Raw genomic sequence first — 24,619 nt, 5'->3', positions numbered from 1 at the left:
GCACTCGAATTTAAAACTTAGCGATTAAATTCGCACGTTCGATGTTACTAAGCATGATTAGATGCTCTGCACCATCACTAGATAGTGTGATCATATCGCTGCTAACTGCTACTAAGTCGCCCTTAAAATTACGGCGACCATCCTGTGGAAGTTTAGTACGCACGCGTACTTCCTCTCCTTGCGCCTGCTCGTAATGATCTTGTTTGAATAATAGACGATCAACACCAGGAGACGATACTTCCAAATCATATTCATTTGTAATTGGGTCTTCGACGTCTAAAATCGCACTAATTTGGCGACTTGCATCCGCACAGTTATCAACTGAGATCCCATCCTCATGAGCAATATACACTCTTAAGGTAGAATGGCGACCCGCTTGTACAAACTCAAGACCATGTAATTCAAAGCCTAACATTTCTACCGCTGGCGATAACATGGTTACTAAATCTTGTTCAAGTTTTGTCACGAAAATCCTCCATACAAACAAAAAAAGGGCTTATAGCCCTAAAATACTGAGTTTAAGTTTTGATTTGATGACAAAAGCCATAAATCGAAAGGTGCAGATACAACAACGCCCCGAACCAAGCGGGGCGTCACACCAATAAAGCATAAAACTGTGTGGCCGAGGGCCGAGCTTGGTTGCGAGTCAGTAACTGACCAAATTAAACTACATTAGCCTAAACGCAAAACGCGCATTACTTAGAATGCGCGATATAAATTAATAAGCTTACACTTATTAGTAGAATTGGTTGCGGGAGCCGGATTTGAACCGACGACCTTCGGGTTATGAGCCCGACGAGCTACCAGACTGCTCCATCCCGCGCCAATAGATATTAAACCTTAATTTAATATCGCTGTTAGCGGTTATACAACACACTAAACAATGGCGGCTATTATAAGGATGTGCGGGATAATTAGCAACCATAATAACTAATAAGTTTATAAAATTTGCAATTCGTCAAGTTGTTAATTTAATGTATTACAAATTAACATTTGTTGTAATAACCTTTAGGGCCTCATTATCTTGTGAGCCTAAATTTAAAGCACCCGTTTAGCTTCTACGCAAGGCTGTGTCGATCATGTGTGGTTATTCCTCACAAATAAGCGATAGCACAGCATAAATGCCAAACATACGCTGTCCTTAGATAAAACAGATTTAATCCTCAAAGATCAACAACCCCAATCGTGGCATTGAAGTAAATATTAAACAGCCATCCCAATGAATAGATAATCAATCTCATTAACAAAAACAAAATAAATAAAATCAGTAACTTATTAATTAAACCCTCTATTTAAGCCAATAAACCCGTGCGGTTTCAACTTCTCTAGCTATAATAAAAGCAACGAAAGCAATAACAATCACAATCACACTTAATGCAAAGAGGCATTTAATGAACACAAACCAATCAGTATTATTAAAAAGCCTACAGATTGTTAAGCCGAATTTCCATGCTTTTACAGCACGCTTTCATCGTAAATTAGCAGAATCAGGTATTGTAATGAATTACCCAACTGCAAATCAATTCAACGAAAAAAGTTATACGTTTTACTGCGTGCTAGAGCGCATAATTAAACATTTAGATAATCCATCTTCTGTCACTCCTTTTTTAACACATTATTTAGAACACCTAAATAAACGTAATATTCAGCAAACTGATATTAAAATATTGTGTGATATTTTTTACGCTACTTTAGAAGCTCATCTTGGTCAGCATTTTTGCTTACAAAGCCAAACCGCATGGCAAGAACTTCTAACCTTTTTTGAAAACTGCACTAACAGTTCACTTTTCAATATAAGTAACGTTATTTCACTTCAACAACGAATAAGCAAAACAAAAAATAATACCAATTAGAACCTGTATTTATTGCTCATTCTTTTATAACAAATGCGCTTATATATAAGTAGGTATTGAAATACATATAAGCTAAGCATAACAACACTCAAGTTTATAATGAGCCGGTTAAGCTTCATTAAGTAGTAAAAAACAGCCCCTTATAAAACCAGCAAAGCTCAATACCTTTTTAGAATTAGCTCATCGAGCATTAAAAACACCAGCTATTGTAAAACTCCACGCATAATTAAGCGGTACTACAACACCTTTAAAAGATCGTTTTACGACACTTTGGCGTACTAAACATATTTGGTTCTAAGTATGAAACACTATAAAACACTATAAAACACTCAGGCTTATTTTGGGCGACCAACTAAACCCATCGCATTCTTGGTTTAAACAAAAAGATAATGAGACCCTTTATATTATTGCTGAACTTGCACAAGAAACTCATTATGTTAAACACCATATCCAAAAATTATGTGCTTTTTTCCATGCTATGGAAAACTTTGCTTCAGCGTTAAGTCATGCTGGTTTTAATGTATTGCATTTAACCTTAGATGAGACTTGTAACGACAACAATTTACCCGATTTGCTTAACCGTATTGCAAAACAATACCAATGCTCGGTAATAGAGTATCAATACCCTGATGAATTTAGACTTCACTCGCAATTAGAACAATTTAAAAAAACGCATATGCTAAGTGTGAGGGCTGTGGATAGCGAACATTTTTTGTTCCCCTTTTCACAAATTAAAAAACGCTTTGTAAAAAACAAACATGTAACGATGGAGCATTTTTATCGCGATATGCGCAAGCAGTTTGATATTTTAATGGACTCCGGTAAGCCAGAGGGAGGTAAATGGAATTTTGATAGTAACAACAGAAATAAATTTTCTAAGAACGACATACACGACATCCCCTCTCCAAAGCTATTTACTAATGATGTAAAGTCAATTATACCTCGCTTAAACAAACATAAAGTCGCTTATTTTGGCAGTATAGATAATCAACTCTCTTGGCCAACAACGCGAAAGCAAGCAATTAGTAGCCTTGATTACTTTTGTGAGTATTTGCTCGTTAATTTTGGCAAATTTCAAGATGCTATGACTGACCAGAGTAACCATAATACTAGCCTTTACCATAGCCGTTTATCGTTTGCTTTAAATACAAAAATACTACACCCGCTTTATGTAATTAAACGCGTAATTGCTGAATATGAACAAAGACCCAACGAAATATCCATTTCACAAGTTGAAGGTTTTATAAGGCAAATACTGGGTTGGAGAGAATACGTACGCGCCATCTATTGGGTTAACATGCCCGACTACGCAACTAAAAATCAACTACAAGCCAATAATAAGATGCCATCCTATTTTTGGACAGGCTCTACTAAAATGAATTGTTTAAGCCACGCACTTACACAAAGTTTAGAAACCTCATACGCGCATCATATTCAGCGCTTAATGGTTATTGGAAACTTTTGTATGCTCACGGGAATTAATCCTGATGACGTAGATAATTGGTATTTAGGTGTCTATATAGATGCAATCGAGTGGGTAGAAATGCCTAATACTCGAGGAATGAGCCAATTTGCCGATGATGGCATTATTGCTACAAAACCCTACGCAGCAAGCGGAAACTATATTAATAAAATGAGCGATTACTGTAAGAGTTGCCAATACGATGTTAAACAAAAAGTGGGAGAAAAAGCATGCCCCCTTAATAGCCTGTACTGGAACTTTATGCACACCCACCGCAGTAAATTAGAAAAAAACCCGCGTATAGGCATGGTTTATAAAAACTGGGACCGACAAACCGAAGAGCAAAAAAAAGCGCTGCTAAAACAAGCAGCTGCGCATTTAATTGATTTAGAAAGTTTGTGATATATAAAACAGGTGAATTTGTTAATTAAATGTTTAATTTCTCTGTCACTGTAATGTAATAGCACTATCTTTTAATAGCGTTAATTTTTAAATACAGCAATGAGATAAAAATGAAAAAAATATTAACATCGGCAATTATATTACTTACAAGTATCAACCAAGCACATGCATTTAGCCAAGAAACCCATAAGCGGATTGTTATTGACGCTGTAAGTTATATGGAGCAAAACCCACAATCAACGAAATATGCGGAGCTGTCGCAATATGCTTTACAAAATAAAATGTCAGTTTCACAGCTGGCTGAGCTACTAGGGCAAGCAGCCTATGATGTTGATGATTTTGAAGATACTTTTTTATGTGGTGCCATTACCGGCTCTTGTGTCCAAGCTCCTCTTTGGGGCGCGGCTGAAAGCATTGTAAAATATACTAGCTATTGGCACTTTCAAAACCATACGCAAGGCGCTGATCAGCATGGTAATGATTTTGGCGGCTATAACTACGACAAACTCACTGTATGGGGCACCATTGATAGCTTAGCTGCGGCTTGGTTAAAAGGAGACTATTTAGATGATGGAAAGGGAAGAGAAACGGGCTGGTTTAATGCTGACTCTTCAAAATATAATAGTTATGACATTACCGAAGCTCATTACCGAATTGATAGTCAATCAAACTATAGTATGTATGATGATTTTGAAAAAATCCCTTTTCAACCAATCGATAACTTAGGCCAATACTGGTTTCAAAGCTATTTAGACAGTGGTAATCCACAGGTACTGGGCTTTGTATTTCATACAACTGATTTACTTCAGCCGCATCACACATGGACAACTTCAGATTTGAATCACTCTAGCTGGGAAGGCTGGATAAAGGATTATTATGATCAAGAACAACTCAATGATCCTAGCTTAATACGTCAAGCAATAAATACCTTTTCACCGTTAGATAAAGCCTCAACGGATGTACGTCCATTGCTAACCCAAGGCGGCTCTTTTTCGTACGCTCAAGGCGGTATTGTGCTTAATTCGGAAGATCATTACGACCGTGTTGATACCGCAAAACAAGTTATCCCTCATGCTATTGCAATGGTTGTACATTTATTAAATCATGCCATGGTTGCCCGCTAATGAGGTATTTAGTCTACCTATGTGTAGTAATGTTTGGGCTGCTTTACAGCAGCCAAGCATTTACGAGTGTTGAAAAGTACACACCCGCTGAAATACAGTTGATGCATCAAATATATCAACAGCAAAATAGTGACATTAGTCTTTCGCAAACACGTTATCGTTTATACGAGAACCAATTTTTACTAAGTGAAGCAAAACGCCTAATGCCCAACAAGGTAGCGCGCTTGTCTGATGTCGGTTTTACCACCGGTTACCATGTAGAGCGCTACCTAAATAACCTTTTTATAAATCAACTACATTTACCACCGAGCATCGAAGCTTCTAATAATGTTAAACATTTTACGGCCAGCTGGCTTACAAACACATTAGGTGAATATCCTGCGAATGGACAATATTCTGAAACGCAAAAAAACACATTAAATTTAGTAAAACTTGAAAATTTTGCGTTTCCTGCAATGTCTGTTTATGACTTCATTAAACCACTTTCTATGCAAATACGGTTTAGATTGCATCAAGGCGATAACCAGTTATTTCATACAGAAATAGCTAAAAAGCATCAATATTTTATAAATTTAGAAAAAGCGACCAACGCGTTTAAAGCAAAAGATATCAACATTGATAATTTAAAAAGCATTGCTCAAGGTGACATCTTGCGCCCTTCGATTCAAAGCTGGTTTGGCGTAAAAGACATGATGCATGGACAAAGCCCGATACTCGAACAATTAGAAAAACAAGTTTCCGAACAACAAATAAATCAGTATTACCAAAAAAATAAAAGTCGCTTCAAATATTTATACCAAATAACAGCCCAAGGTGCTGAATTTAGAAACAGAAATGACGCGGTTAAATTTAAAAGTGAAGTGGCAAAGAGTACTTTCAAAGTTGCTTTAAAAGCGGCTAATATGAATGATATTTATAGTAAATTTAATAATAATATCAATCGAGAGCATAAAAAAGAGTGGGTAGTACAACTTGCATTTACGCAAAATGAGAATGAGCTTTCTGAAGTCATTCGTTCGCCAACGGGATTATGGGTTGTGGTGTTAACTAGTGACTATGAATATAAATATTTTGCAGCAACGGGCCAAACAGTTCGCTATCAAGCGATTAAGTCTGTGGCGTTACAAAATGCGCATCAGCAATACCAGCAAAAGTGGGCTGCGTGGCACACACAAAATGAGATTAAGTTATGAAAATAAAGCTCCCTGCACTCATTATAATGTCTTTAGGTATCACCCTCATATACTACTTATCTGGCTCCACCGAGCAGAAAAAAATGGTACTAGCGATTAAACAACCAACTGATGAGCGCCCTACAATAAAGCAAACAGTACACACCGTAAAAAAAATTGAAGATGTACATTCTTCAAATATTAAAAAAAGTACCTTGAATGAGTATGCTCAACTGGCAATTACCGAACCAAATTACTTACCTCCGCTAAATAAAAGTAAACTAAGCAGTGTTCAATACAAGGGGGATTTAGACGACCATAAAGCCTACGAACAATTTCAACAAGAGAAGCGGCGCGCACTAGAAAGTAGCTTTGTAAGTGCTGTTAATAGCAGAGTAGCAACGCTAGAAAACTTACTTGCTAAAGGGCGTAAACAAGGAATGAAGCAAGAGCAGCTTCAAGAAGCGATTGATAAAATTGCTCTGCTGAAAAAAACACAAAAGCACTTAACTAACCTGAACTCTGGTCAAGAGATTTACTAACGTATTGAACAATCGTGATATTTAAATTTTTTCTCTAGCAAGAGATTTTCAGTGAAAATAAGGCGAATTTACGCGTCAATAGCTAGCCTATTGCCAGTAAATTCAACGTAGTTAGCACTGAAAATAGCTGCTTGAGATGGATTTATTATCCAGAGTTCAGGTTAATTAGCCAAGATTAAGAGAACGTTCTAGATTCAAGACCATTTAAAACTTTATTGCATAAAAAAGCCGTCTCAAGCGAGACGGCTAAACAATCAGGGGAAACTAAGGTTAAACAGGGTTTATTTATCTTCGATTAAATGACCTTGCCCTATCTGGATTTTACGAGGTTTAAGTGCTTCTGGGATTTCACGCTGAAGCTCTATGCTCAATAAGCCGTTAGCTAAATCTGCACCAAGTACTTTTACATGGTCGCCAAGCTGAAATTTACGCTCAAAGTTACGCTCCGCTATACCTTGATGAATAAACTTACGTTCATTATTCTCATCTTTATTAGCCTTAATACCGGCGACTTTCAACGTATTGTTTTCTGACTCAATGGTCAACTCGTTATCACTAAAACCAGCAACGGCCATAGTAATTCTGTATTTGTCTTTATCGAGCGCTTCAATGTTATAAGGAGGAAAACTTGGCTGCTTGTCTGTACTTGCTGCCGCATCCATAAGTGATGCTAAATGTTCGAAGCCGATAAATGAACGATAAAGTGGTGATAAATCTACTGTACGCATAATAATATCCTCATATTTAAGCGATATTTTGCATGTGCTTTTCTATTGAACAAGCTCAAGCAAAGTATAATTAATAATATAAATTTCAATTGTTTAAGTTTAATTTAGGACCCATCAGGCGTCCTACTTAACTATATATGGACGGTAAAATTGTTTTCAAGTAAATTTATTAAAAAATAAAATATAAATTTAAGCGCGCTATTAAACACGCCTAAATTTATGCATAACAACTTAAGAAAATGTTCCTCTAATAGGGTAATCATTTTCGCGTGTATATTGAATACCTGAAAGTAACTGCTGCATATCAGGGCGTGAAAACGGGCTGTTTGATTTATCTAAAACTTGCACTTGATTTTGCTCGTTTAGGACAATAATTGCAGGCTCTGCAAACGGATGATCTGTCTCAGTGTTACTTCTTGGCTCACTGATATACAAACCTAATTCAGTCATTTGCTCAAGCGTTAAATTATAATAAAGAGGAAAATTAACGTCTAGCTTTTCAAAGTGCGCTTCCAACTGAGCGTGGCTATCACCACTTACAGCAACAACTTCAACACCAATATCTTTAAAATCTTGAGTCATTTTAGCCAAAGCATTTAATTGCTTCGTACACATAGGGCAATGCTGACCTCGATAAACAACTATCATTTTCCATGGAGCACCTGTTATACGCTGCGTAATATCAACCTGTTCTCGCTCTGTATTACTTACAATCAGCTCAGAGAGTTTTGATGCGGGTTTTACTGTGTTATTACTCATAATGTTCTCCTTAAGAAATGTTATAAACCATTTACCAAATAGAGCTTAGGGCAGATAACTAATTTTCAAGAGGATAAATTGTAACCAAGATTGAATTATCGACTCTAATAACATCAATACATACATAATCTATTTAAATAAACTTAGCTAAACGCATTATAAAAATACCTCTGAAGCTTTGCAGCTAATTCAAAACATTTTCTGCATCGTGTAATTAATTATGCTTATGGCACGCTTTATAAAGCTTCAAATATAGCCATTAATGGTAAAGCTTAAAGGAAGGTTGGTATTAGGCCCAAAGGTCGTTTTATTGGTAAGCAGATTTATTTTTGGTAACAAATTTATGACGATTTTTAATGCGCAATATGTCATTTTATTTTGTACGCTAAAATTAACGATTGAAATTTGGGTAAACTGTAACTTTATGTCAGCTTATTCGGATTCATTGGGCTACAGCTAATCAAGTGAAGTATATGCCGCATAAAGTTACAAACAAAGCTTTATAAAGTTAGATTCCTTAAAGCACAATCGACTGGTACGGACTGCGCTATGCACCATGAGAGGACGTTGGCAATATTCATCGCTTGTTAGAGTAAATTTACTTTATATATAAATTATGCTTGACCAAAATATCTCTAATTGAATCAGGCTCTGTGAGTGTTTTTTGATATATCCATTTATAAAAATACTTTGAATTTGTAGAAATGATTTTATGTGCTTCTTCTTCACCTAAAATTTCTGTAAGAGCATCATACTCTAATAAACAAACAGCTAAATGTAAGTACGTTGAAAGTTCACTTCTTGCACCTTCAGGCCCTTTTTTTGGTGCATCAGGGTATTTTATTTTTAGGTCATTTATGACATTTTGGACTTCTGTTTTTCGAGAATCTTCAAACCAATGTATCTGCTCGTGCAAATATTGTGATAAGAATGCACCATCGTTTTTAGGCATACTAACTGTCAAGGTAAGCTTAGGGTGACTATGCGGTCTTTTAGCAAACTCATCTATTACAACACTGTCTGTAAATTGCCATTTACCAAGGTCATAACTCTTTTCTACTCTTTTTAATTGAGAATATTTAAGTTGCTCTTTTTCGGATTTGTTTGCTAATTCGACATTGAGATCGGCAAAAGCGTCAAATGATAAAATAGCAACAAATAATAATGAATATTTCAACTGTACTCTCCTAGTACCCTAACATTTTAGTATTTATGCGACGAACAAACTAAACAGCCACTTTAATTTAACAAACAAAACTATGCCACTAAATTTATTTTTAGGTTCAGAGTCTGTTTCTTTTTGTACAGGGTTAATTCCAGTTGTTTGAAGCATTAGTTGGCATAAGAATATACGGCTTTACTGGGCTACAGCACCGTAAGTAAAATGTAACTTGGCATGAAATTGAAGCTTAAGGTGGCATAAAGTTACCAAATACAGACTTTATGAAGACAATCTCATAAAAATACTGCCAAATTTTAATTGGCTGCTATGTGCCAATTGCGGACACTCATAACCTTAGTCACTTGTTAGCTCGCAGTTAGAACAACTTTGACATACCTGATGCTTTTTTAGAAATTCCACTTGCTTCCGCTTCTTCTTCACCTGAAGTTATAATGTCATTTAGAAGTTGGCTAAATTGCTGAGGTGAGCGCTGTAATTGCATCCCAAAATAAGTACCATTAAAATTTAGAGCTTCTTCGCTGATATTATTTCCATAACCGACTAATCTAGCTGCGCCACTGCCAACAACATACCAGCCAAAGCTAGATGCTAATTGACTTAATACATATAATCCAAAACCAGAGTTGTCGTAGATGTTTTGAGACTGATTTATATTGCTAGTACTCGAAACACCTGGTTTTATAGCCATATGTAATGCTTCATTATCACTAGATATAGCGTGAGATCGCTTTAAGGAACTAGCGATACCAACACCTTCATCTATTACTGCAATTTCAACTCTACCATTCCACCAACGCTGACCACAGACATAACACTCTGTTGCTTGGGAATGTTCAAATACGTTACGGATTATTTCGCGAAGTGCATAGTTATAGAGTCTATTTTCTTCTGTATCTTCGGCTGTACCTGAAACAACTCTAGCGAGATTTCTTACACTAGACATTATCTTGTCATACCAAATTTGGAGTTCTTGTGAACTAGCATCATAGGCTGGCTTTTCGATTCTGGTGATAGGTAAATAGGCCGAAGAGCCTCTAGCTTCCCCAACTTGATTACCTCCTCCCATCAATATGAAATCAAAAAAACCTAAGTGCATAAGATATGAATGCACATTATTTGGGCTATTTTGTCCTGACTTCCTTGTTCTAAGACTTTTTTGTCTACGAATAACTATCCACTTCCTTAGCTTAGAGCCAGCAACTAGCATAGCAGTAGGAAATGAATATCTTAATGTAGAACAATCAACACAAACATCTGGTGTATCTTGGTGAAGTTCAAGTTGTTCAAAAAATGGCGCAAGTGTGTCTCTATCAAAACGTTCAGGAAAAAATATAGTAGTCATCACCGATCCATGTTGAGAGCTAACGAGCCTGTAGATTAACTCGTTTTTTATTTGTTTTTTTGATAAACAAACCATAGCTGAGTTCCTATTTTGGTTCAATCTATTACTGTGTTTTTCATAGAATATAAAAAGAGGATTTGCTGCTTTGCTTTAATTGCCGTTTCGGAAGGATTTACGGGTGTTTCAGTGGCTTTATTTTGGCTTAAAAGGGGTTGCCTCTCTTAATGCATCGTGTTTTTCAGCTTTTCTATATTATGATGTAGTGGTACAGTGATTTTGGCCACCCATTAAGAAAGAAATGTTATGCTAATAAGCATACAAATTTGGGTGAAAAAATGACGAAATTAAAACGCGCAACATATTCAGCGGCAATTAAATTAGAAACGGCTCAGCTTGTAGTAGACCAAGGTTATACGCAAGAAGACGCAGCAAAAGCGATGGGGGTGGGTAAATCAACCGTAAGTAAGTGGGTTACTCAATTAAAGCTAGAACGCAATGGTCAGTCACCATCAGCGTCACCAATGACGCCCGAACAAATTGAAATCCGCGAACTTAAAAAGCAAATCCAACGCATTGAATTAGAAAAGGATATATTAAAAAAGGCTACCGCTCTCTTGATGTCCGACTCCCTGAACAATTCTCGTTAATCGAGAAGTTAAATCAACGAGAGCGTTATCCAATTAGTCTGCTGTGTAGCGTATTCAATGTGCATCGCAGCAGCTATAAGTACTGGGCCATACGGGATACAGCGCCGACACCTGAGCAAGCAAGATTAGAGGCTGAAGTAAAAGCAATACATGCGATGAGTGGTGGTTCAGCAGGGGCACGGACAATCGCAGCGATAGCAACGAACAATGATTTTGAATTGAGCCGTTATCGTGCAGCTAAGCTAATGGTTAAATTAAAGCTCGAAAGCTGCCAAGTACCTCAACATTCATATAAACGTGGTGGTAATGAACACCTTGAAATCCCAAACCTGCTTGATAGACAGTTTGATGTTGTTGAGCCGGATACCGTGTGGTGCGGTGATGTGACGTATATTTGGACAGGCAATCGCTGGGCTTATTTAGCCGTGGTTATTGATTTATTTGCACGCAAAGTGGTTGGCTGGGCAATGTCGTTGTCACCAGATACTAATTTAACGCTAAAAGCGCTTGAACTCGCATATGAAAGCAGAGGGAAACCGACAGGACTCATGTTCCATTCAGACCAAGGTAGCCATTATACAAGTTTAAAATATCGTCAACGTTTATGGCGCTATAAAATCACACAAAGTATGAGTAGACGTGGAAATTGTTGGGATAATGCGCCAATGGAGCGATTTTTTAGAAGCTTTAAGACGGAATGGATGCCAAAGATTGGATATGGAAACTTTATAGACGCTAAATATAGCGTAAGTGATTACATAAATGGATATTACAACAATGTTAGGCCGCATCATTATAATGCCGGTTTAGCACCAAATGAATCTGAGGTTAGATATCAAGATTCTAAAACTGTGGCCAAAATTAGTTGACCACTACACCCATCAATGGCAAACATGTTGCGGCCTATCAAGTCTTCCTCATCACATATCATCAGCACTTGCGTAAAAATCGGTTCAATCTGTTCATGCATTTTAGCAACGAAGCCTGCTATTGATGTGTAATGCGGCTGGATATCTCCCGACACACTCATAAATAAAATGTTCGTCTCACACGCTTTAGCAATTCGACGGCTACTAATTAAACCATGTGCATAGCCCAGTAAAATAATCTTTAGCATTACCGAAGGTGGATACGCCGCCGCGCCCGTTTTGTCATTGTTATACCACGCGTCAAAGCCCGACAAGTCGAGTTTATTTTCGACGATATAACAAAGGGCATATTCAAATGTGCCAGGCAAAATTTGCTCAGCGAAATTGATAGGAATGAATTTATTTTGGCAGGATAAGTCAGGCTTGTAGTTGGCCATAACGATTTACCGTGGGTGAATAATATCTATTAGATCACAGCGAACGGATGGATTCAAGGTTAAAAAGCAACCAGCCAAGAATAGTTGGATACGTTCCTAAAAAGAGTAATTCTACAGCCTCAACGCCTTGCTAAGCGGCTAAAAATTGTTGGCTAAAATAAGCGAGGTACGAGCAAAAAGCCAACAGTTTTTTGTCCGTTTAAGCAACTTGTTAGGGCTTGACCTGTGGTTATATACAGCTATAATGGTACTCATTATAGGTTTCGTAAAGGAAACTCACAATGAGTACCGAAATTAGCATTAAAGATGCAGCCAAGCAACTAAATATTAGTGAACAAAGGGTTAGAACACTTTGTAGGCAAAACGAGTTAAAATCCCATAAATTTGGAACTTCTTGGTTAATTGATAAGAAAAGCTTAAGTGAGTATGGTCTGAAAACAGCCCACACTGTTGCTGAAGATCACCCCGCATATAATGTTGAAAATAAAAGACCTATTGCTCTCAGTTTTTTTTCAGGTGCTATGGGATTGGATTTAGGAATTGAAAAATCAGGGTTTGATATAAGATTAGCTTGTGAAATAGACAAATTTTGCAGGCAAACAATTGCAATAAATAAACCTAACTCCGCATTATTAACAGATATAAATAACTACTCTGCCAAAGATATCAGAAAGGAAGCAGGTTTAACCGAAAAAGATGATATTGATCTTATTATGGGTGGGCCACCATGCCAGGCTTTTAGTACGGCAGGAAAAAGAAAAGGATTTAATGACGATAGGGGCAACGTTTTTTTAAAATATTTAGATTTATGTTTAGATCTAAAGCCTAAGTATTTTGTTATCGAAAATGTAAGAGGCTTATTATCATGCCCTATGGAGCACCGTCCACATGAAATGCGTGGAGAAGGTTTTCCTGAACTTGGTGAAGATGAATTGAAAGGTGGAGCTTTAAATTACATCATTAACCGCCTAGAAAATTCAGGATATGGTTACGCATTTAATTTATATAACTCTGCTAACTTTGGGACACCGCAAGTTAGAGAACGTGTAATAATTGTGTGCTCTAGAGATGGACAAAAGCCCCCATATTTAATGCCGACTCATTCTGAAGATTCTGCTTTTGGCTTACCTAAATGGAATGTATTAAAGGATTGTATCGGAGATATTAAGAAACATGATCATCTTAACTTTCCAGAAAAGCGATTGAAATACTACAGGATTTTAACTAACGGGCAAAATTGGAAAAATTTACCTACTAATCTGCAAAAAGAAGCAATGGGAAAATCATACTACTCAGGTGGTGGTAAAACTGGTTTTTTACGTAGATTAGCATGGGAAAAACCAGCTCCTACGTTAGTAACTCACCCTGCAATGCCTGCAACAGATCTTGCTCACCCAGAAGAAGATCGACCGATCTCTGTTCAGGAATATAAAAGAATTCAAGAGTTTCCTGATAACTGGCTTCTAGCTGGGCCACTTGTTCAGCAATATAAACAGGTTGGAAATGCAGTGCCCATAGGACTAGGGTTTGCTGTTGGTAACTTAATCATGAACCTCATTAAGGGCGTTGGCTCGATACCAATTGATGGATTTAAATATTCTAGATATAAGAAAACTTCAGATACTGAATGGAAAGCAGAGTTTTTAATTAGAAAAGAAAAATTAAAATCAACACAAATTAACAAGCAGGCTGTTTAAGCCTGCTAGAAATTAAAAACCTAACAGTGTTTGTTTCGTTTCTTCGCCTACTTCGGCAAAGATTTGAAGAAGGATTTCATAAAACCCTTCTCCACCAAGAAAGTCCCAATAATCTTTGCCGATTAAAACACATTCATCTTTGTGCATATCATACATCTTCATTGGAAATGAATGGTTATAGTCCTCTCTCTTTAAACCGTGAGGGTTATAATATAGAGCAAAGAAAGTATTAAAACTGGAGTTTTCAGCCTTAAGCAATAACATATCTTTTTTCGCAATTTCGGATTGATCTAAATTTGGTGTAACTGTTTTGATCGAGATAAAATACTCAGTTTCACCTTTTTTTAACCACAAATCTGAAATAACTCTTCGAACAACAGTATCCCCTTTATTAAAGGCTGCTAAGGTCTGAATTTCTTTTGTCCAATTTGGTTTTTGGTTACCACTACGTAGTGCAGAACAAATCCTTTCAACTTCGTCAACGGCTCCTTTATATAGGTTTAAAAGTGTCTCTTTTTGTCGTGTTGCCTCAAAGCCATTTTGTTTTGCTACTAACTCAGAAATTTTTTCAATTGGCCCTTGGCCAAATGAAGTTGAAAATGATCTTTCAAATGACGAGACCTTAACAATATCTTCGGTTAATAAAGCCATATGAAATGGTTTATGTGATTTTTGCTCTGCTATTTTCTTTGTCGTTCTAGAAATGGCTCCAGCTACACAATCTGTTAAAATTTTCTTTATTTTAATTTTATCTTCTTCTATCAAGATATACTCCATTTTCGATTGATGACTCTGCTAAAGCCCTAACGAGCCTGTAGATTAACTCGTTTTTAAATTTATTTTTATTGATAAATAGACCATAGCTGAGTTCCTATTTTGATTCAATTGATTACTGTATTTTTCATAGAATATAAAAGCTGGTTTGGTATTGTTTTAACTGGCGTTTTGGACGGGATTACGGGTACTTGAGTGGCTTTTATTTAGGGTAAAAGCGCTTACCCTTCTTAATGCATCGTGTTTTGCAGCTTTTCTATATTATGAACAAGGCAATACAGTTGCCATTGGGCGTTCACTTTCGTTTGACCCCGTAAGGTCAATTTATTCATCCCTTTATTCACTGTAATGTTTCCGAACACTGGCTCAATACAGCCTAATCGCTTACTGTATTGTCGTCGCCCTATGGGGCTATCTATTTTTACTTTCATTTTGTCTACATAGCTCAGCTTTTTGCGTGATTCATTATTTATAAACTGAACTTGTCGCCCTGTTTTAATAGGCGGCTTTCGCATACATTGCTGTTGTAGCGGGCACGCTTTACAATCTTTTAAGTAACCGCAGAACCGGGTGTATTGTTGGTTATGACTTTTTACATTAACCCCACTTCGCCACATATCATTGCCTGCGGGGCAGCGGCATGTATGGGTTGCTTCATCATAATGAAAATCATCTGAGGTAAATAGTCGTGGCTTGCCTTTACTGCGTTTTAGTCGGCGTTTTTCTTGCTCTGTTTCGTATGTTTCGCTGTCTTTAAACAGCGGATTTCGTTTTCTAAATTGGTTATCTGCAATGTAGCTATCAAACCCACTTTGCGCCATAAATTCGAGGTTTGCTTCGCTGTTAAACCCGCTGTCTGCAGTGAACTTAATCGTGTGCTCGTCTTTGGATTTGTCAGTGTTCAATTTATCGAGCTGCTGCTTTAATTGTGCAACGGCTGGCTGCAGAGTTTGTTGCTCACCCACTGAGCCCCACGCTTGTGCTTGCAGGATGACTTGATGTTTGTCATCGTTTATCGCTATGCCGTTATAGCCTTGAATTGTGCCTTTTGAGGTGGTCATTTTCGCGCTATCTTGGTCGGTAATATTACTTTTAACTGGCTTACCTTTGCTGCCTGTTTTTTCTTTGTGAGTGGCTAAGAACTCGGTGATTTTATCTGCACTTTTATCCAGCTTTTCTTTTTGTTTTAAGTCCTGAGTTATCAACTCTTCGCCCAGTCCATCTTGTGATTGGTGGCGTTCAATAATACGTTTGCTTGCGCGTTCTAGTTTTGCTTTTTTACGCCCTAGCTCATCGAATGTGCCGCTCCACTCCTTACTCGCATTGGACTTTAATTTACACCCATCAATGGCAAACATGTTACGGCCTATCAAGTCTTCCTCATCACATATCATCAGCACTTGCGTAAAAAGCGGTTCAATCTGTTCATGCATTTTAGCCACAAAACCCGCTATAGAGGTGTAATGCGGCTGGATATCACCCGACACACTCATAAATAAAATGTTCGTCTCACACGCTTTAGCAATTCGGCGGCTACTAATTAAACCATGTGCATAGCCCAGTAAAATAATCTTTAGCATTACCGAAGGCGGATACGCCGCCGCGCCCGTTTTATCGTTGTTATACCACGCGTCAAAGCCCGATAAATCAAGTTTATTTTCGATAATATAACAAAGCGCATACTCAAATGTGCCAGGCAAAATTTGCTCAGCGAAATTGGTAGGAATGAATTTGTTTTGACAGGATAAGTCAGGCTTGACCTATAACCTAAAAAAAGTGCCATAACAGTTTACCATGGGTGAATAATGTCTATTAGATCACAACGAACAGAGGGATTAAAGGTTAAAAAACATTCAATTAAAAATAGTGGTATACGTTCCTAAAAAGAGTAACTCTACCACGTCCGATGCAGTAACTTGTTATGTGTTTTTTCAACTAGATAGTCAAGAAATAGCCTTATAATTGGATTTTTATATATACCTTGTTTATATACAGCATAAACGCTACCACTAGACTGCTCATTAAGAAGCGGCTCCCAATCTCGTAAGCAAACCACAAGCAGCCCACTTTTCACATAGTCAGATACTATCCAGTTTGAAAGCTGAACGACACCAAGACCACACAAGGCTGCCTCCAATAATGGTGTGCCGCCTTTTGATTTAAGATTACCACTAACTAAGACCTTAGTATTACGACGATTTTTTTTAAAATGCCAGTAAGTTCTTTGCCTCTCTTGATTAAGTAATAAGCAATTATGTAATGACAAATCTTCAGGTTTTTCAATATTGTCATTTTTTGACAAGTAATCTGGTGACGCACAAACAAAGGTGTGATTTGGGATAATGTTACAAAATTTTAAACTCGAATCTTTCGGTGTTCCTATACGAATTGCCAAATCAATATTTTCCCCTGCTAGATCAACCACCTTATTCTCTAGCTCAATTTCAATTGCTATCTTTGGGTATTTTTTCAAGAATTCAGGGATTATGGGACAAACACTTAACCGACCAAAACTCTCAAACACTGAAACCCTCAAATTTCCTTCAGGCTCTTTATGACTGTCAGTCATAGACATAAGTATAGAATCACAATTAGAGACCAGATTAGAGGCTCCCTCTAAAAAAATATAGCCCTTATCTGTCAGTAATAATTGGCGCGTGCTACGTTTAAATAGCTCGGATTTCAGCTCATATTCAAGATTATCAATGGCACGAGTAACTGATGACGGAGCCATATTTAATACTTTGGCAGCTTTAGAAAAGCTACCCAACTCAACGACCTTTAAAAATATACGAACAGACTTTAACATAATAACCTTTGCGTTTTATGCAAGATTGTTTGGCTTATAGCATATATTCTAATCATTATTTGATAGGCATACAATGTATCGCGTCACTCATTTACACAAGCGAGAAAAAATATGCCGAGAGTACCTTTTGAAAATATACCCGAGAATTTAATGAACTGCATGATGCAAACAGAGAAATACATCAAGAGCTTAAACATTATTGATGAGTCTTTTATGGAGGTGTTGAGATACAGGGTCTCAGTGATAAACCAGTGCGCTTACTGCATTGAAATGCACTTTAAAGAAGCTATTGCTGCGGGTGAAAGTGAATTACGTATTTACTCATCGTCGGCATGGAAAGAAACGAGCTTTTATAACGAATCAGAGCAAGCATTACTGGAATGGACTGAGTCTGTCACAAAGCTCAATGACTCTACAGACCAAAGGCAACAATCGTTTACTAACTTGAAAAAATATTTCAGCCAAGATGATATTTCAAATTTAACCTTATCAATCGTACAAATTAATTCTTGGAATCGTTTGGCAAAATCTTTTGGCTTTGAGGCCGGTAATTATCAAGTTGGACAACATTAGTAGATTCACTATTCGGTGTCATTAATCGCTGCCGGACACATAACACTTTAGTATTTATGCAACACGCAGTTTGTGTTGCATAATCGCTTGTTGGGCTGAGGCGCTACCTGCTCGGTGTGTCAGAGCAGGTGTTGTTTATGCTATGGGAATTTGCTTTTTATGGCCTAACCAATATCTAGCCAATTTAATTGGCGTGTCCATCGCTTTAAAGCTGTCCCTGCACTGCTCAGCGTTTGTTATGTCGTTATTACACCTAAATTTGGCTTGATAAGCAACCACTGTAAATTATTTCAGTTTTGACTTGTTCAATGAGTGTATTCATGGCTTACCTTCAAGTAATGGGTGGCCAAAATCACTGTACCACTACAATGTGCTATTTGCAGACGGTCAGGAGCTATAACGTCTAAAGTCTGGATTCTGACCCGTCTGGATTTGTCTGGCTTTCTGAAAATTCGCAATATTTTGCATAGTATTTTCCATTCGATTTCAGTTTATATAACAGTCATAAGCTTTTATGACATATTTATTGGAGCGTGTTAATAGTCGTTTGCCTATTAGCGGTAATGTATTTTGCTAAGTCTTCCACTGCCTCATTCGAATTTATTACTTGGTTCGACAAATAAACATCTGGTTCGATAGGTTGCTGACAATGCTCTTTTCCAGATGGGCGAGTAAAGATAAGTGTCGGCATGGTTAGTTCTAAATTAGAACCAGACAAAACATGAGTTTCTATACGCCCAGTAGTGCAAGACCTTACATTTGAGTGACCCGCAATGACAGCTTGTCGAGAGTCCTGTAGTGAGGTTAAAAACAAAATAGTGGATGAATAACTGAGCGGCCCCATTAGTAAATATGCCCGTCCAGGTATCTTTAAACCCTTATGCGCGTCGACAGGCACTAATTGATTAAATGTGCCTTCAATAACCTCACCTTGTTTACCCTGAATAGGTCCTAGTTTAATATTTCGTTCCGTCATACGAATTTTAAAGTTTGACAGAAATGGAAATGGCTTGCTCGCAATGTAAGGTGCAATACCTTGCTGCCAATAGTGATCGGTCCCCCCGGGTTGTGGCGAACGTCGATAATCACATCTTTGACGTTCGCATCTTTAAACGCCTGCCACGTTTCATCTAGAAATGTGAAAAAAGGTTGTTCTTGTTCTTGAGAATAAAAAAAGCGATCGACACGTAAATACCCTATGTCATTGTCTAGTATTCGACTTTGGACAAATTCCCTCACACCACCATTGTGATTTTCTGGGTCATCACTGACACCCATTATAGATAATTGCTTGCGCTTATTTTTATGCATAAACTCAATTTGATAATCTTTGCTACTACCAAACAGTAACCAGTACATTTTGTTAAATCGACTGGCAGTAAAAGCAGCCCTAAACTCTAATGAATCGCCATACATTCTTGCCAACATAGTTTCAATTATTTTTGATGCCCTAACTCCGTTGACTGAGGTAATCTCATCACCGATTTTAATATCTGAATAGCCCTCAAGAGTTTCCGCCACAAGCAAACGTTGGGATGCATCTATCATTACGTCAAATGGAAATAGACGACCACCGTTCTGAATGTGGCTCTTAAATTGATCATCAAGCTGTGGCGAAGCAATTAGCATGTGTCCATCTTTAAAGTAAGGATTCAGCTGAGAGAAGTATTTCCATGCTTCATAATGTGTCATGGGTGAAGTTATACCTTCTGACAAGGACTCTATCTGCGATTTAACTTCAGATACATCCATAGTAAAGCCCGGATCTGGGTGGATCGTATCAAGGCGTTCACTTAGCTCAGTCAGGTTGCTTTTTAATGCCTTAATGCTCACTATCTTGCCAGATGAAGACAGGTTAGTCTGAGTATTACCTTCTTGCGTTATTGTGTTTTTTGCAAATGGCTTTGGTTCATTCAAGCTAGTGCAGCCAACTACAAACGCGATAAGCAAAATTAAAATTATATTCTTCAATTTTTTGTCCTTATTTCTCTTTTCCACTATATAAATCGACTGATGAACCTTGTTATCCACTTGCAAGTAATTTTCAAGTTTGCTTGATACAGCGGCAAAAGTAGCTACTCGTACCCGAGGTTAATAAATATTCACCAAACGTTTTATCCACGGCGATTAGGAGCTGTATTAAAGAGGTGTTCATGAGAAAAAGCGTCTGATTTTGACGAGTTGGACGTGCGATTCGGTCGGTTCGCACTTATTCACTATCGAGTTTCAGTTGTTTCCTATACTGGCTTGGGGTCATTCCTTTGAATTGCTTGAAAACGGCATTAAAGGTACTTTTTGAGGAAAACCCAGCAGATAGAGCTAGATCAATAAGTCTCACTTTTGGATTAGAAGAGATTTGAGAACAGACTGTTTTTATTCTGTATTCGTTAACAAATTGATAAAAGTTCTTATTTGCTTGCTGATTGAGGATTTCAGATAAGTGATGACTACTAAGGTTGGTATATCTTGCTAGCGCATCTAAGGTAAGTTCACTTTCTAGATAAGGTTGCTCTTCTTCCATATATTGAACAATGTTTTCTAATAATTTGGCTCTAGTATTAGAGTCGAAGCATTGTGCCTTGGTTGTCGAGTTGAGTGCTTCCGCTGGAGTTTCACCCAAGTTATCAATGACAAATAAGTTTGGCTCACGCCACTGAGCCATCGAAACGCTGTATATCAAAGTAAAGGCAATGAGATCACTAGCAATAGCCAAAGTAGAATTTGCACCGATTATTGTGCTGACAGCTTCTGTCAGCAACATTCCTGCGTACAAATTTAATACTATCCATAACCAGGTAAATATTTTGGGATTAAAGTTGGAAAGCGTGTCACGCGCATGGCGTCCACTTTTAGTTATCAGTTTGACACTCAATGCTAAATAAAAAAATGCCTGTACGAACATAATAATCTGAGTCAGCAGTTGGATATTTTCTTTGTGTAAAGCGTTATTAGCGATGTTGATTTTTTCAGTCGGGGTAGAAAATAAAAAATCTATATTTAAGAGAAGGCAAAGTAATAACGGCGTAGCGTGAATACCATCCTTTAAATGGAATGACTTTTTAATTATCGCTGACCGAAAATATAAATATAAAAATGCACCAAAGCTGGCGGGAACAAAGTAGCCCCATCCAATTAAATTGGCAAAAACAGTATCCTCAGCATGCACTACAATCAAAGGGCTGCAGAAATAAAATGCTTGAAAAAGACACCAAACGCCCATTATGCGCCCAGTATTGTTAACGCCTGCACTAAACAAAAGCATTGCTGCTAATAAAATGCCTTGGAATGTTCCGATGGCATGAAGATATTGCATTGGTAAGGAAATAAACAGCATGGGGATAGTTGTAAATAGAAATTAGGTAGATGTTTAATGTTGCTAGGTTAGCAGATTGCTAAACTTATTGTTAGCTGTGTCTGACATTTTATTCAGTTTGAGCTGTAGAGGTGATTCCAGAAAACAGAGCCAACGAGATCAAATCTTGACTTCATACTTTACAATTCTTGACCGTCCGCCGTTCGCTCTAAATCGACCATTAATTACTATACAAAGACACTGATTGTATTGAATGCTAACTTGCTACGCTTAATTGCTTTTACAGTATGTTATTTAAGTAGAACTTGCTGAGTTTATTTTAAAGTGTGTGATGGCATGGGTAATGAAATAAAAAATAAATTTTTATTAATGTGCTTTAGGTTAAATTATATTGGAGGTTTAACACCCAAATGAGGAATTTGGGTGGCAGTCTTACCAGCCACATCTCGGCACACACGTCACAAACTGTGGCTGCTCCCTTCCGGGCCTGACCAGGTTCGCCTGCTAGTGTTGCGAGAGGACCAATAAGACTACCATTGAGGGCCTTGGTTGGCGCGGGGGGATTATCTCTACTTTTGCTCTGTTATTCAAGGGGTAATCTAAAAAGAAAGTGCGATTGCATACTTCATATACAATCGCGATGCATTTAGCTGTTTTAATGCGTATTAATTGCTCTCTAACTGAGTTTTAATATTACGTAATGCTGCTTTTACTTTTTTCATGTTCTCAGGGCCCATGCGTAAAAGTTGTTTTTGTGCGGCTGGTAATTGCTCCCACTCTGAAAATGCGTATTGATATGTTACTGAATTACGAAGTAATGGTAAGTCGCCCTCAGGTTCTGGCGTATCAAGTAACAAATCAATTGCATCGGTTAGGGTTTGATTAAACTCATCATCGCCATAACCTATTTCAGTATATGCACTATTAATAAGCGGTTTATATTCTTCGTACATACGCACTGCTTGAGCTGCACTCATACTGGTGAATACTTTTACATACGGTGTATAACGCTCATAGCTATTAGGATCAATCGTTAAAATATCTCCTTCTGTTACGCTAAAACTCTCTTCTGGCTTAATAACAGGTGTATGCTTTTTGGCTATTTTGCCTTGGGCAATGTTATCTATAAATACAACACCACGGCGAATCACATCGTCGGTTACCATTAAGCTCATCACAGAATCACTTAAGTACTCATCCATTTTAGCAACAACCACCGCGTCACTTTCGTCAAGCGTCACTAATGGTTCTACTTTTGGGGCCGGCTCAACAGGGCGTTGTGTTGGCACTTCAAGTTCTTCAGGTTCCTCTGGTTTTACTGCAGAAGGAGTATCAATAATAGGAGCAATTTCTGGTTTAAGCTCCATTATTGGCTGCTCTTTAGCTGGCGGTTCTACCTCTGTGCGTGTTACTTTTTCATCACTTGGTTTAAGTAATACGAAAGCAGCCGCGCATGCTACGACTATTAAAATAATAACGGCAAAAAGAAGATTGTTATTAGGTGGACGTTTTTGAACATCTGACACTTCTGGTTTATCTGACATACGAACTCCATAAAAAATTAAAATGCGATATCACTTAGAATACGCTAAGTGGATTAAATTCATTCTGACACACATACTATGACATTTAATAACACGGCAATAATAGCTCAAAGGTTAAGCGCTAAATTGCAAAGTTAAATAAGGTAATGAGTATAAGGGCAGTTATCCTTTGATTCTTCTAGCTTAAAGACTTACAGTGAATAAATAAAGCAAAGACGTAGAACAGTTTAACCACCAATATGAAAATCAAGCAAGTTGATCCCAAAAAACCTAAAATAGCCTTGTTACTTACAGGTGGTGGCGCACGTGCTGCTTACCAAGTGGGCGTACTAAAAGCACTCGCTCATAGCATGCCGCGTACAGCTCCATTACCATTTAGGGTAATAAATGGCACCTCAGCTGGGGCAATTAATTCTGCAGCGTTAGCATGTTACGCCTCGTGTGCGCATTTGGCTGTACGAAAGCTCGAATCTGTTTGGAAAAACTTTTCAACCTCTATGGTGTATAAAAGCGACTTTTTAAGTGTGTTTGGTCATATTGCGCGTAATATTTTAACGAGCTTTCAGTCAGAGCATATTAATCACCCGCCTGCGAGCTTGCTAAATAATCGCCCTCTTCGTAGTTTATTAAACGAAATTTTAGATTTACACCGCATTGAACGCAATTTACATCGTAATTATTTAGATGCGCTGTCTATTACGGCCTCAAGTTATACAACGGGTGACTCGGTTGCATTTTTTCAATCTAATACGCAAACATCTTGGCAGCGTGCTAAACGCGAGGGTCGTGCTACGCGCATTAATGTTGAGCATTTAATGGCGTCGAGTGCCATTCCGATGGTATTTCCTAGCGTAAATATTTATAACCATTACTTTGGTGATGGCTCTATACATCAGCTTTCACCGCTTAGTCCGTCGATTCACTTAGGGGCTGAAAAAATATTTATTATTGGGGTCGATCAACCTAAAGAATTACACCCACCGGGTTATTCTGCGCATTACCCAGGGCTTTCTGCTGTTGCAGGGCATTTACTCGACAGTGTATTTACCGACACTATGCAATCGGATTTAGAACGTTTGGACCGTATTAACCGAACCCTAGGGCTATTACCTGCACGCGATAAACATCAAGAGCTTAAACAAATTGATACGTTTGTAATTAACCCTTCGCAAAATTTTAATGCCATTGCAGCGCAGTATTACAACGATATGCCATGGGCTATTAAAGTATTGCTACGTACCATAGGTGTAAAAAAGCATTCGCAATCGAGCTTAACCAGTTATCTATTGTTTGAAAAACGCTACACCCAGCATTTAATGCAAATTGGCTATGAAGACGGTATGAAAAAATTACCGGAGATACGCAAGTTTTTAGAACTAGATTAAGCCC

General features: G+C 37.7%; 21 protein-coding genes, 1 tRNA gene, 1 other RNA gene and 1 pseudogene. 9 read left to right on the top strand and 15 right to left on the bottom strand.

Annotated elements, in window-relative coordinates:
- Positions 1 to 10: 10 nt before the first annotated feature.
- Both rimP and AOR04_RS05475 read right to left on the bottom strand, forming a co-directional pair.
- Positions 11 to 466 (bottom strand): ribosome maturation factor RimP, encoded by a 456-nt coding sequence (rimP, locus tag AOR04_RS05480; RefSeq protein WP_007378505.1) that lies wholly within the window; start codon positions 464 to 466, stop codon positions 11 to 13.
- 280 nt (positions 467 to 746) lie between these two features.
- Positions 747 to 823: transfer RNA gene (locus AOR04_RS05475), tRNA-Met, on the bottom strand.
- Positions 824 to 1,391: 568 nt separating this feature from the next.
- Here AOR04_RS05475 and AOR04_RS05470 point away from each other — a divergent pair.
- From AOR04_RS05470 to AOR04_RS05450, 5 genes are all read left to right on the top strand, one after another.
- A complete protein-coding gene (locus AOR04_RS05470; protein WP_096792729.1) occupies positions 1,392 to 1,853 on the top strand; it encodes a globin in 462 nt (153 codons plus the stop codon).
- A 310-nt stretch (positions 1,854 to 2,163) separates the two neighbouring features.
- Positions 2,164 to 3,717, top strand: a complete 1,554-nt coding sequence (locus AOR04_RS05465) for a cryptochrome/photolyase family protein (RefSeq protein WP_096792728.1) — start codon at positions 2,164 to 2,166, stop codon at positions 3,715 to 3,717.
- Between the two features lie 110 nt (positions 3,718 to 3,827).
- Positions 3,828 to 4,841: a phospholipase gene (locus AOR04_RS05460; RefSeq protein WP_096792727.1), complete on the top strand. Its 1,014-nt coding sequence runs from the start codon at positions 3,828 to 3,830 to the stop codon at positions 4,839 to 4,841.
- A gap of 29 nt (positions 4,842 to 4,870) precedes the next feature.
- A complete protein-coding gene (locus tag AOR04_RS05455; RefSeq protein WP_096792726.1) occupies positions 4,871 to 6,034 on the top strand; it encodes a peptidyl-prolyl cis-trans isomerase in 1,164 nt (387 codons plus the stop codon).
- Positions 6,031 to 6,555, top strand: a complete 525-nt coding sequence (locus AOR04_RS05450) for a hypothetical protein (RefSeq protein ID WP_232525515.1) — start codon at positions 6,031 to 6,033, stop codon at positions 6,553 to 6,555. The genes AOR04_RS05455 and AOR04_RS05450 overlap by 4 nt, the downstream gene beginning before the upstream one ends.
- Before the next feature lie 281 nt (positions 6,556 to 6,836).
- On the opposite strand, the gene AOR04_RS05445 is transcribed toward AOR04_RS05450, so the two are convergent.
- The 4 genes from AOR04_RS05445 to AOR04_RS05425 form a co-directional block, all read right to left on the bottom strand.
- The gene (locus AOR04_RS05445) at positions 6,837 to 7,283 is read right to left on the bottom strand and encodes an Hsp20 family protein (RefSeq protein ID WP_096792725.1); all 447 of its coding nucleotides are present in this window, start codon (positions 7,281 to 7,283) and stop codon (positions 6,837 to 6,839) included.
- 231 nt (positions 7,284 to 7,514) lie between these two features.
- Positions 7,515 to 8,042: a redoxin domain-containing protein gene (locus tag AOR04_RS05440; RefSeq protein WP_096792724.1), complete on the bottom strand. Its 528-nt coding sequence runs from the start codon at positions 8,040 to 8,042 to the stop codon at positions 7,515 to 7,517.
- 598 nt (positions 8,043 to 8,640) lie between these two features.
- Entirely contained in the window at positions 8,641 to 9,219 is a 579-nt protein-coding gene (locus AOR04_RS05430) for a hypothetical protein (RefSeq protein ID WP_096792722.1), read from the bottom strand.
- Positions 9,220 to 9,580: 361 nt separating this feature from the next.
- Positions 9,581 to 10,642, bottom strand: coding sequence for an ATP-binding protein (locus AOR04_RS05425; RefSeq protein ID WP_232525514.1), 1,062 nt, complete (start codon positions 10,640 to 10,642; stop codon positions 9,581 to 9,583).
- Between the two features lie 260 nt (positions 10,643 to 10,902).
- Between AOR04_RS05425 and AOR04_RS05420 the strand changes: the two genes are divergently transcribed.
- Positions 10,903 to 12,083, top strand: a protein-coding gene (locus AOR04_RS05420; protein ID WP_096794087.1) for an IS3 family transposase whose coding sequence is annotated in 2 segments (ribosomal slippage) — positions 10,903 to 11,161 and positions 11,161 to 12,083 — 1,182 coding nt in all. Because the reading frame shifts where the segments join, the coding sequence is not laid out codon by codon here.
- A 5-nt stretch (positions 12,084 to 12,088) separates the two neighbouring features.
- On the opposite strand, the pseudogene AOR04_RS05415 reads toward AOR04_RS05420, so the two are convergent.
- Positions 12,089 to 12,520, bottom strand: a pseudogene (locus tag AOR04_RS05415) (transposase); the annotation flags it as partial.
- 281 nt (positions 12,521 to 12,801) lie between these two features.
- Here AOR04_RS05415 and AOR04_RS05410 point away from each other — a divergent pair.
- Positions 12,802 to 14,217, top strand: a complete 1,416-nt coding sequence (locus AOR04_RS05410) for a DNA cytosine methyltransferase (RefSeq protein WP_096792720.1) — start codon at positions 12,802 to 12,804, stop codon at positions 14,215 to 14,217.
- Between the two features lie 12 nt (positions 14,218 to 14,229).
- On the opposite strand, the gene AOR04_RS05405 is transcribed toward AOR04_RS05410, so the two are convergent.
- The 3 genes from AOR04_RS05405 to AOR04_RS05395 all read right to left on the bottom strand — a co-directional run bounded on the left by AOR04_RS05405 (position 14,230) and on the right by AOR04_RS05395 (position 17,800).
- Positions 14,230 to 14,982, bottom strand: coding sequence for a TdeIII family type II restriction endonuclease (locus AOR04_RS05405; protein WP_157770533.1), 753 nt, complete (start codon positions 14,980 to 14,982; stop codon positions 14,230 to 14,232).
- A gap of 239 nt (positions 14,983 to 15,221) precedes the next feature.
- Positions 15,222 to 16,718 carry a transposase gene (locus tag AOR04_RS05400; RefSeq protein WP_096792718.1) on the bottom strand — a complete coding sequence of 499 codons (1,497 nt, stop codon included), beginning with the start codon at positions 16,716 to 16,718 and terminating at the stop codon, positions 15,222 to 15,224.
- 167 nt (positions 16,719 to 16,885) lie between these two features.
- Positions 16,886 to 17,800: a LysR family transcriptional regulator gene (locus AOR04_RS05395; protein WP_096792717.1), complete on the bottom strand. Its 915-nt coding sequence runs from the start codon at positions 17,798 to 17,800 to the stop codon at positions 16,886 to 16,888.
- Between the two features lie 111 nt (positions 17,801 to 17,911).
- Here AOR04_RS05395 and AOR04_RS05390 point away from each other — a divergent pair, with 111 nt between their 5' ends.
- Positions 17,912 to 18,373, top strand: coding sequence for a carboxymuconolactone decarboxylase family protein (locus tag AOR04_RS05390; protein ID WP_232525512.1), 462 nt, complete (start codon positions 17,912 to 17,914; stop codon positions 18,371 to 18,373).
- A 523-nt stretch (positions 18,374 to 18,896) separates the two neighbouring features.
- Here the strand turns inward: AOR04_RS05390 and AOR04_RS22085 are convergent.
- The 5 genes from AOR04_RS22085 to AOR04_RS05370 all read right to left on the bottom strand — a co-directional run bounded on the left by AOR04_RS22085 (position 18,897) and on the right by AOR04_RS05370 (position 23,230).
- Positions 18,897 to 19,349, bottom strand: a complete 453-nt coding sequence (locus tag AOR04_RS22085) for a hypothetical protein (protein ID WP_335682233.1) — start codon at positions 19,347 to 19,349, stop codon at positions 18,897 to 18,899.
- Positions 19,346 to 20,344 carry a S41 family peptidase gene (locus AOR04_RS22080; RefSeq protein ID WP_335682232.1) on the bottom strand — a complete coding sequence of 333 codons (999 nt, stop codon included), beginning with the start codon at positions 20,342 to 20,344 and terminating at the stop codon, positions 19,346 to 19,348. Before AOR04_RS22080 ends, AOR04_RS22085 begins: the two co-directional genes overlap by 4 nt.
- A 238-nt stretch (positions 20,345 to 20,582) precedes the next feature.
- On the bottom strand, positions 20,583 to 21,707 hold the full coding sequence (locus AOR04_RS05380) for a helix-turn-helix domain-containing protein (protein WP_096792716.1): 1,125 nt from the start codon (positions 21,705 to 21,707) through the stop codon (positions 20,583 to 20,585).
- 409 nt (positions 21,708 to 22,116) lie between these two features.
- An RNA gene (ffs, locus tag AOR04_RS05375) (signal recognition particle sRNA small type) lies at positions 22,117 to 22,213 on the bottom strand.
- Between the two features lie 138 nt (positions 22,214 to 22,351).
- On the bottom strand, positions 22,352 to 23,230 hold the full coding sequence (locus AOR04_RS05370) for a DUF3014 domain-containing protein (protein ID WP_008133906.1): 879 nt from the start codon (positions 23,228 to 23,230) through the stop codon (positions 22,352 to 22,354).
- 239 nt (positions 23,231 to 23,469) lie between these two features.
- Here AOR04_RS05370 and AOR04_RS05365 point away from each other — a divergent pair, with 239 nt between their 5' ends.
- A complete protein-coding gene (locus AOR04_RS05365) occupies positions 23,470 to 24,615 on the top strand; it encodes a patatin-like phospholipase family protein (protein ID WP_007376790.1) in 1,146 nt (381 codons plus the stop codon).
- Positions 24,616 to 24,619 lie beyond the last annotated feature (4 nt).

Source organism: Pseudoalteromonas sp. 1_2015MBL_MicDiv, assembly GCF_002407505.1.
Lineage (GTDB): Bacteria > Pseudomonadota > Gammaproteobacteria > Enterobacterales > Alteromonadaceae > Pseudoalteromonas > Pseudoalteromonas fuliginea.
The sequence above is the reverse complement of the archived record's forward strand: the minus strand, read 5'-3'. Positions and strand labels throughout refer to the sequence as shown.

Coding starts and splice junctions, on each gene's coding strand:
- AOR04_RS05470 (WP_096792729.1), top strand. CDS start 1,392: ATGAACACAAACCAATCAGTATTATTAAAAAGCCTACAGATTGTTAAG.
- AOR04_RS05460 (WP_096792727.1), top strand. CDS start 3,828: ATGAAAAAAATATTAACATCGGCAATTATATTACTTACAAGTATCAAC.
- AOR04_RS05455 (WP_096792726.1), top strand. CDS start 4,871: ATGTTTGGGCTGCTTTACAGCAGCCAAGCATTTACGAGTGTTGAAAAG.
- AOR04_RS05450 (WP_232525515.1), top strand. CDS start 6,031: ATGAAAATAAAGCTCCCTGCACTCATTATAATGTCTTTAGGTATCACC.
- AOR04_RS05445 (WP_096792725.1), bottom strand. CDS start 7,283: ATGCGTACAGTAGATTTATCACCACTTTATCGTTCATTTATCGGCTTC.
- AOR04_RS05440 (WP_096792724.1), bottom strand. CDS start 8,042: ATGAGTAATAACACAGTAAAACCCGCATCAAAACTCTCTGAGCTGATT.
- AOR04_RS05425 (WP_232525514.1), bottom strand. CDS start 10,642: ATGGTTTGTTTATCAAAAAAACAAATAAAAAACGAGTTAATCTACAGG.
- AOR04_RS05410 (WP_096792720.1), top strand. CDS start 12,802: ATGAGTACCGAAATTAGCATTAAAGATGCAGCCAAGCAACTAAATATT.
- AOR04_RS05395 (WP_096792717.1), bottom strand. CDS start 17,800: ATGTTAAAGTCTGTTCGTATATTTTTAAAGGTCGTTGAGTTGGGTAGC.
- AOR04_RS05390 (WP_232525512.1), top strand. CDS start 17,912: ATGCCGAGAGTACCTTTTGAAAATATACCCGAGAATTTAATGAACTGC.
- AOR04_RS22085 (WP_335682233.1), bottom strand. CDS start 19,349: ATGACGGAACGAAATATTAAACTAGGACCTATTCAGGGTAAACAAGGT.
- AOR04_RS05380 (WP_096792716.1), bottom strand. CDS start 21,707: ATGCTGTTTATTTCCTTACCAATGCAATATCTTCATGCCATCGGAACA.
- AOR04_RS05370 (WP_008133906.1), bottom strand. CDS start 23,230: ATGTCAGATAAACCAGAAGTGTCAGATGTTCAAAAACGTCCACCTAAT.
- AOR04_RS05365 (WP_007376790.1), top strand. CDS start 23,470: ATGAAAATCAAGCAAGTTGATCCCAAAAAACCTAAAATAGCCTTGTTA.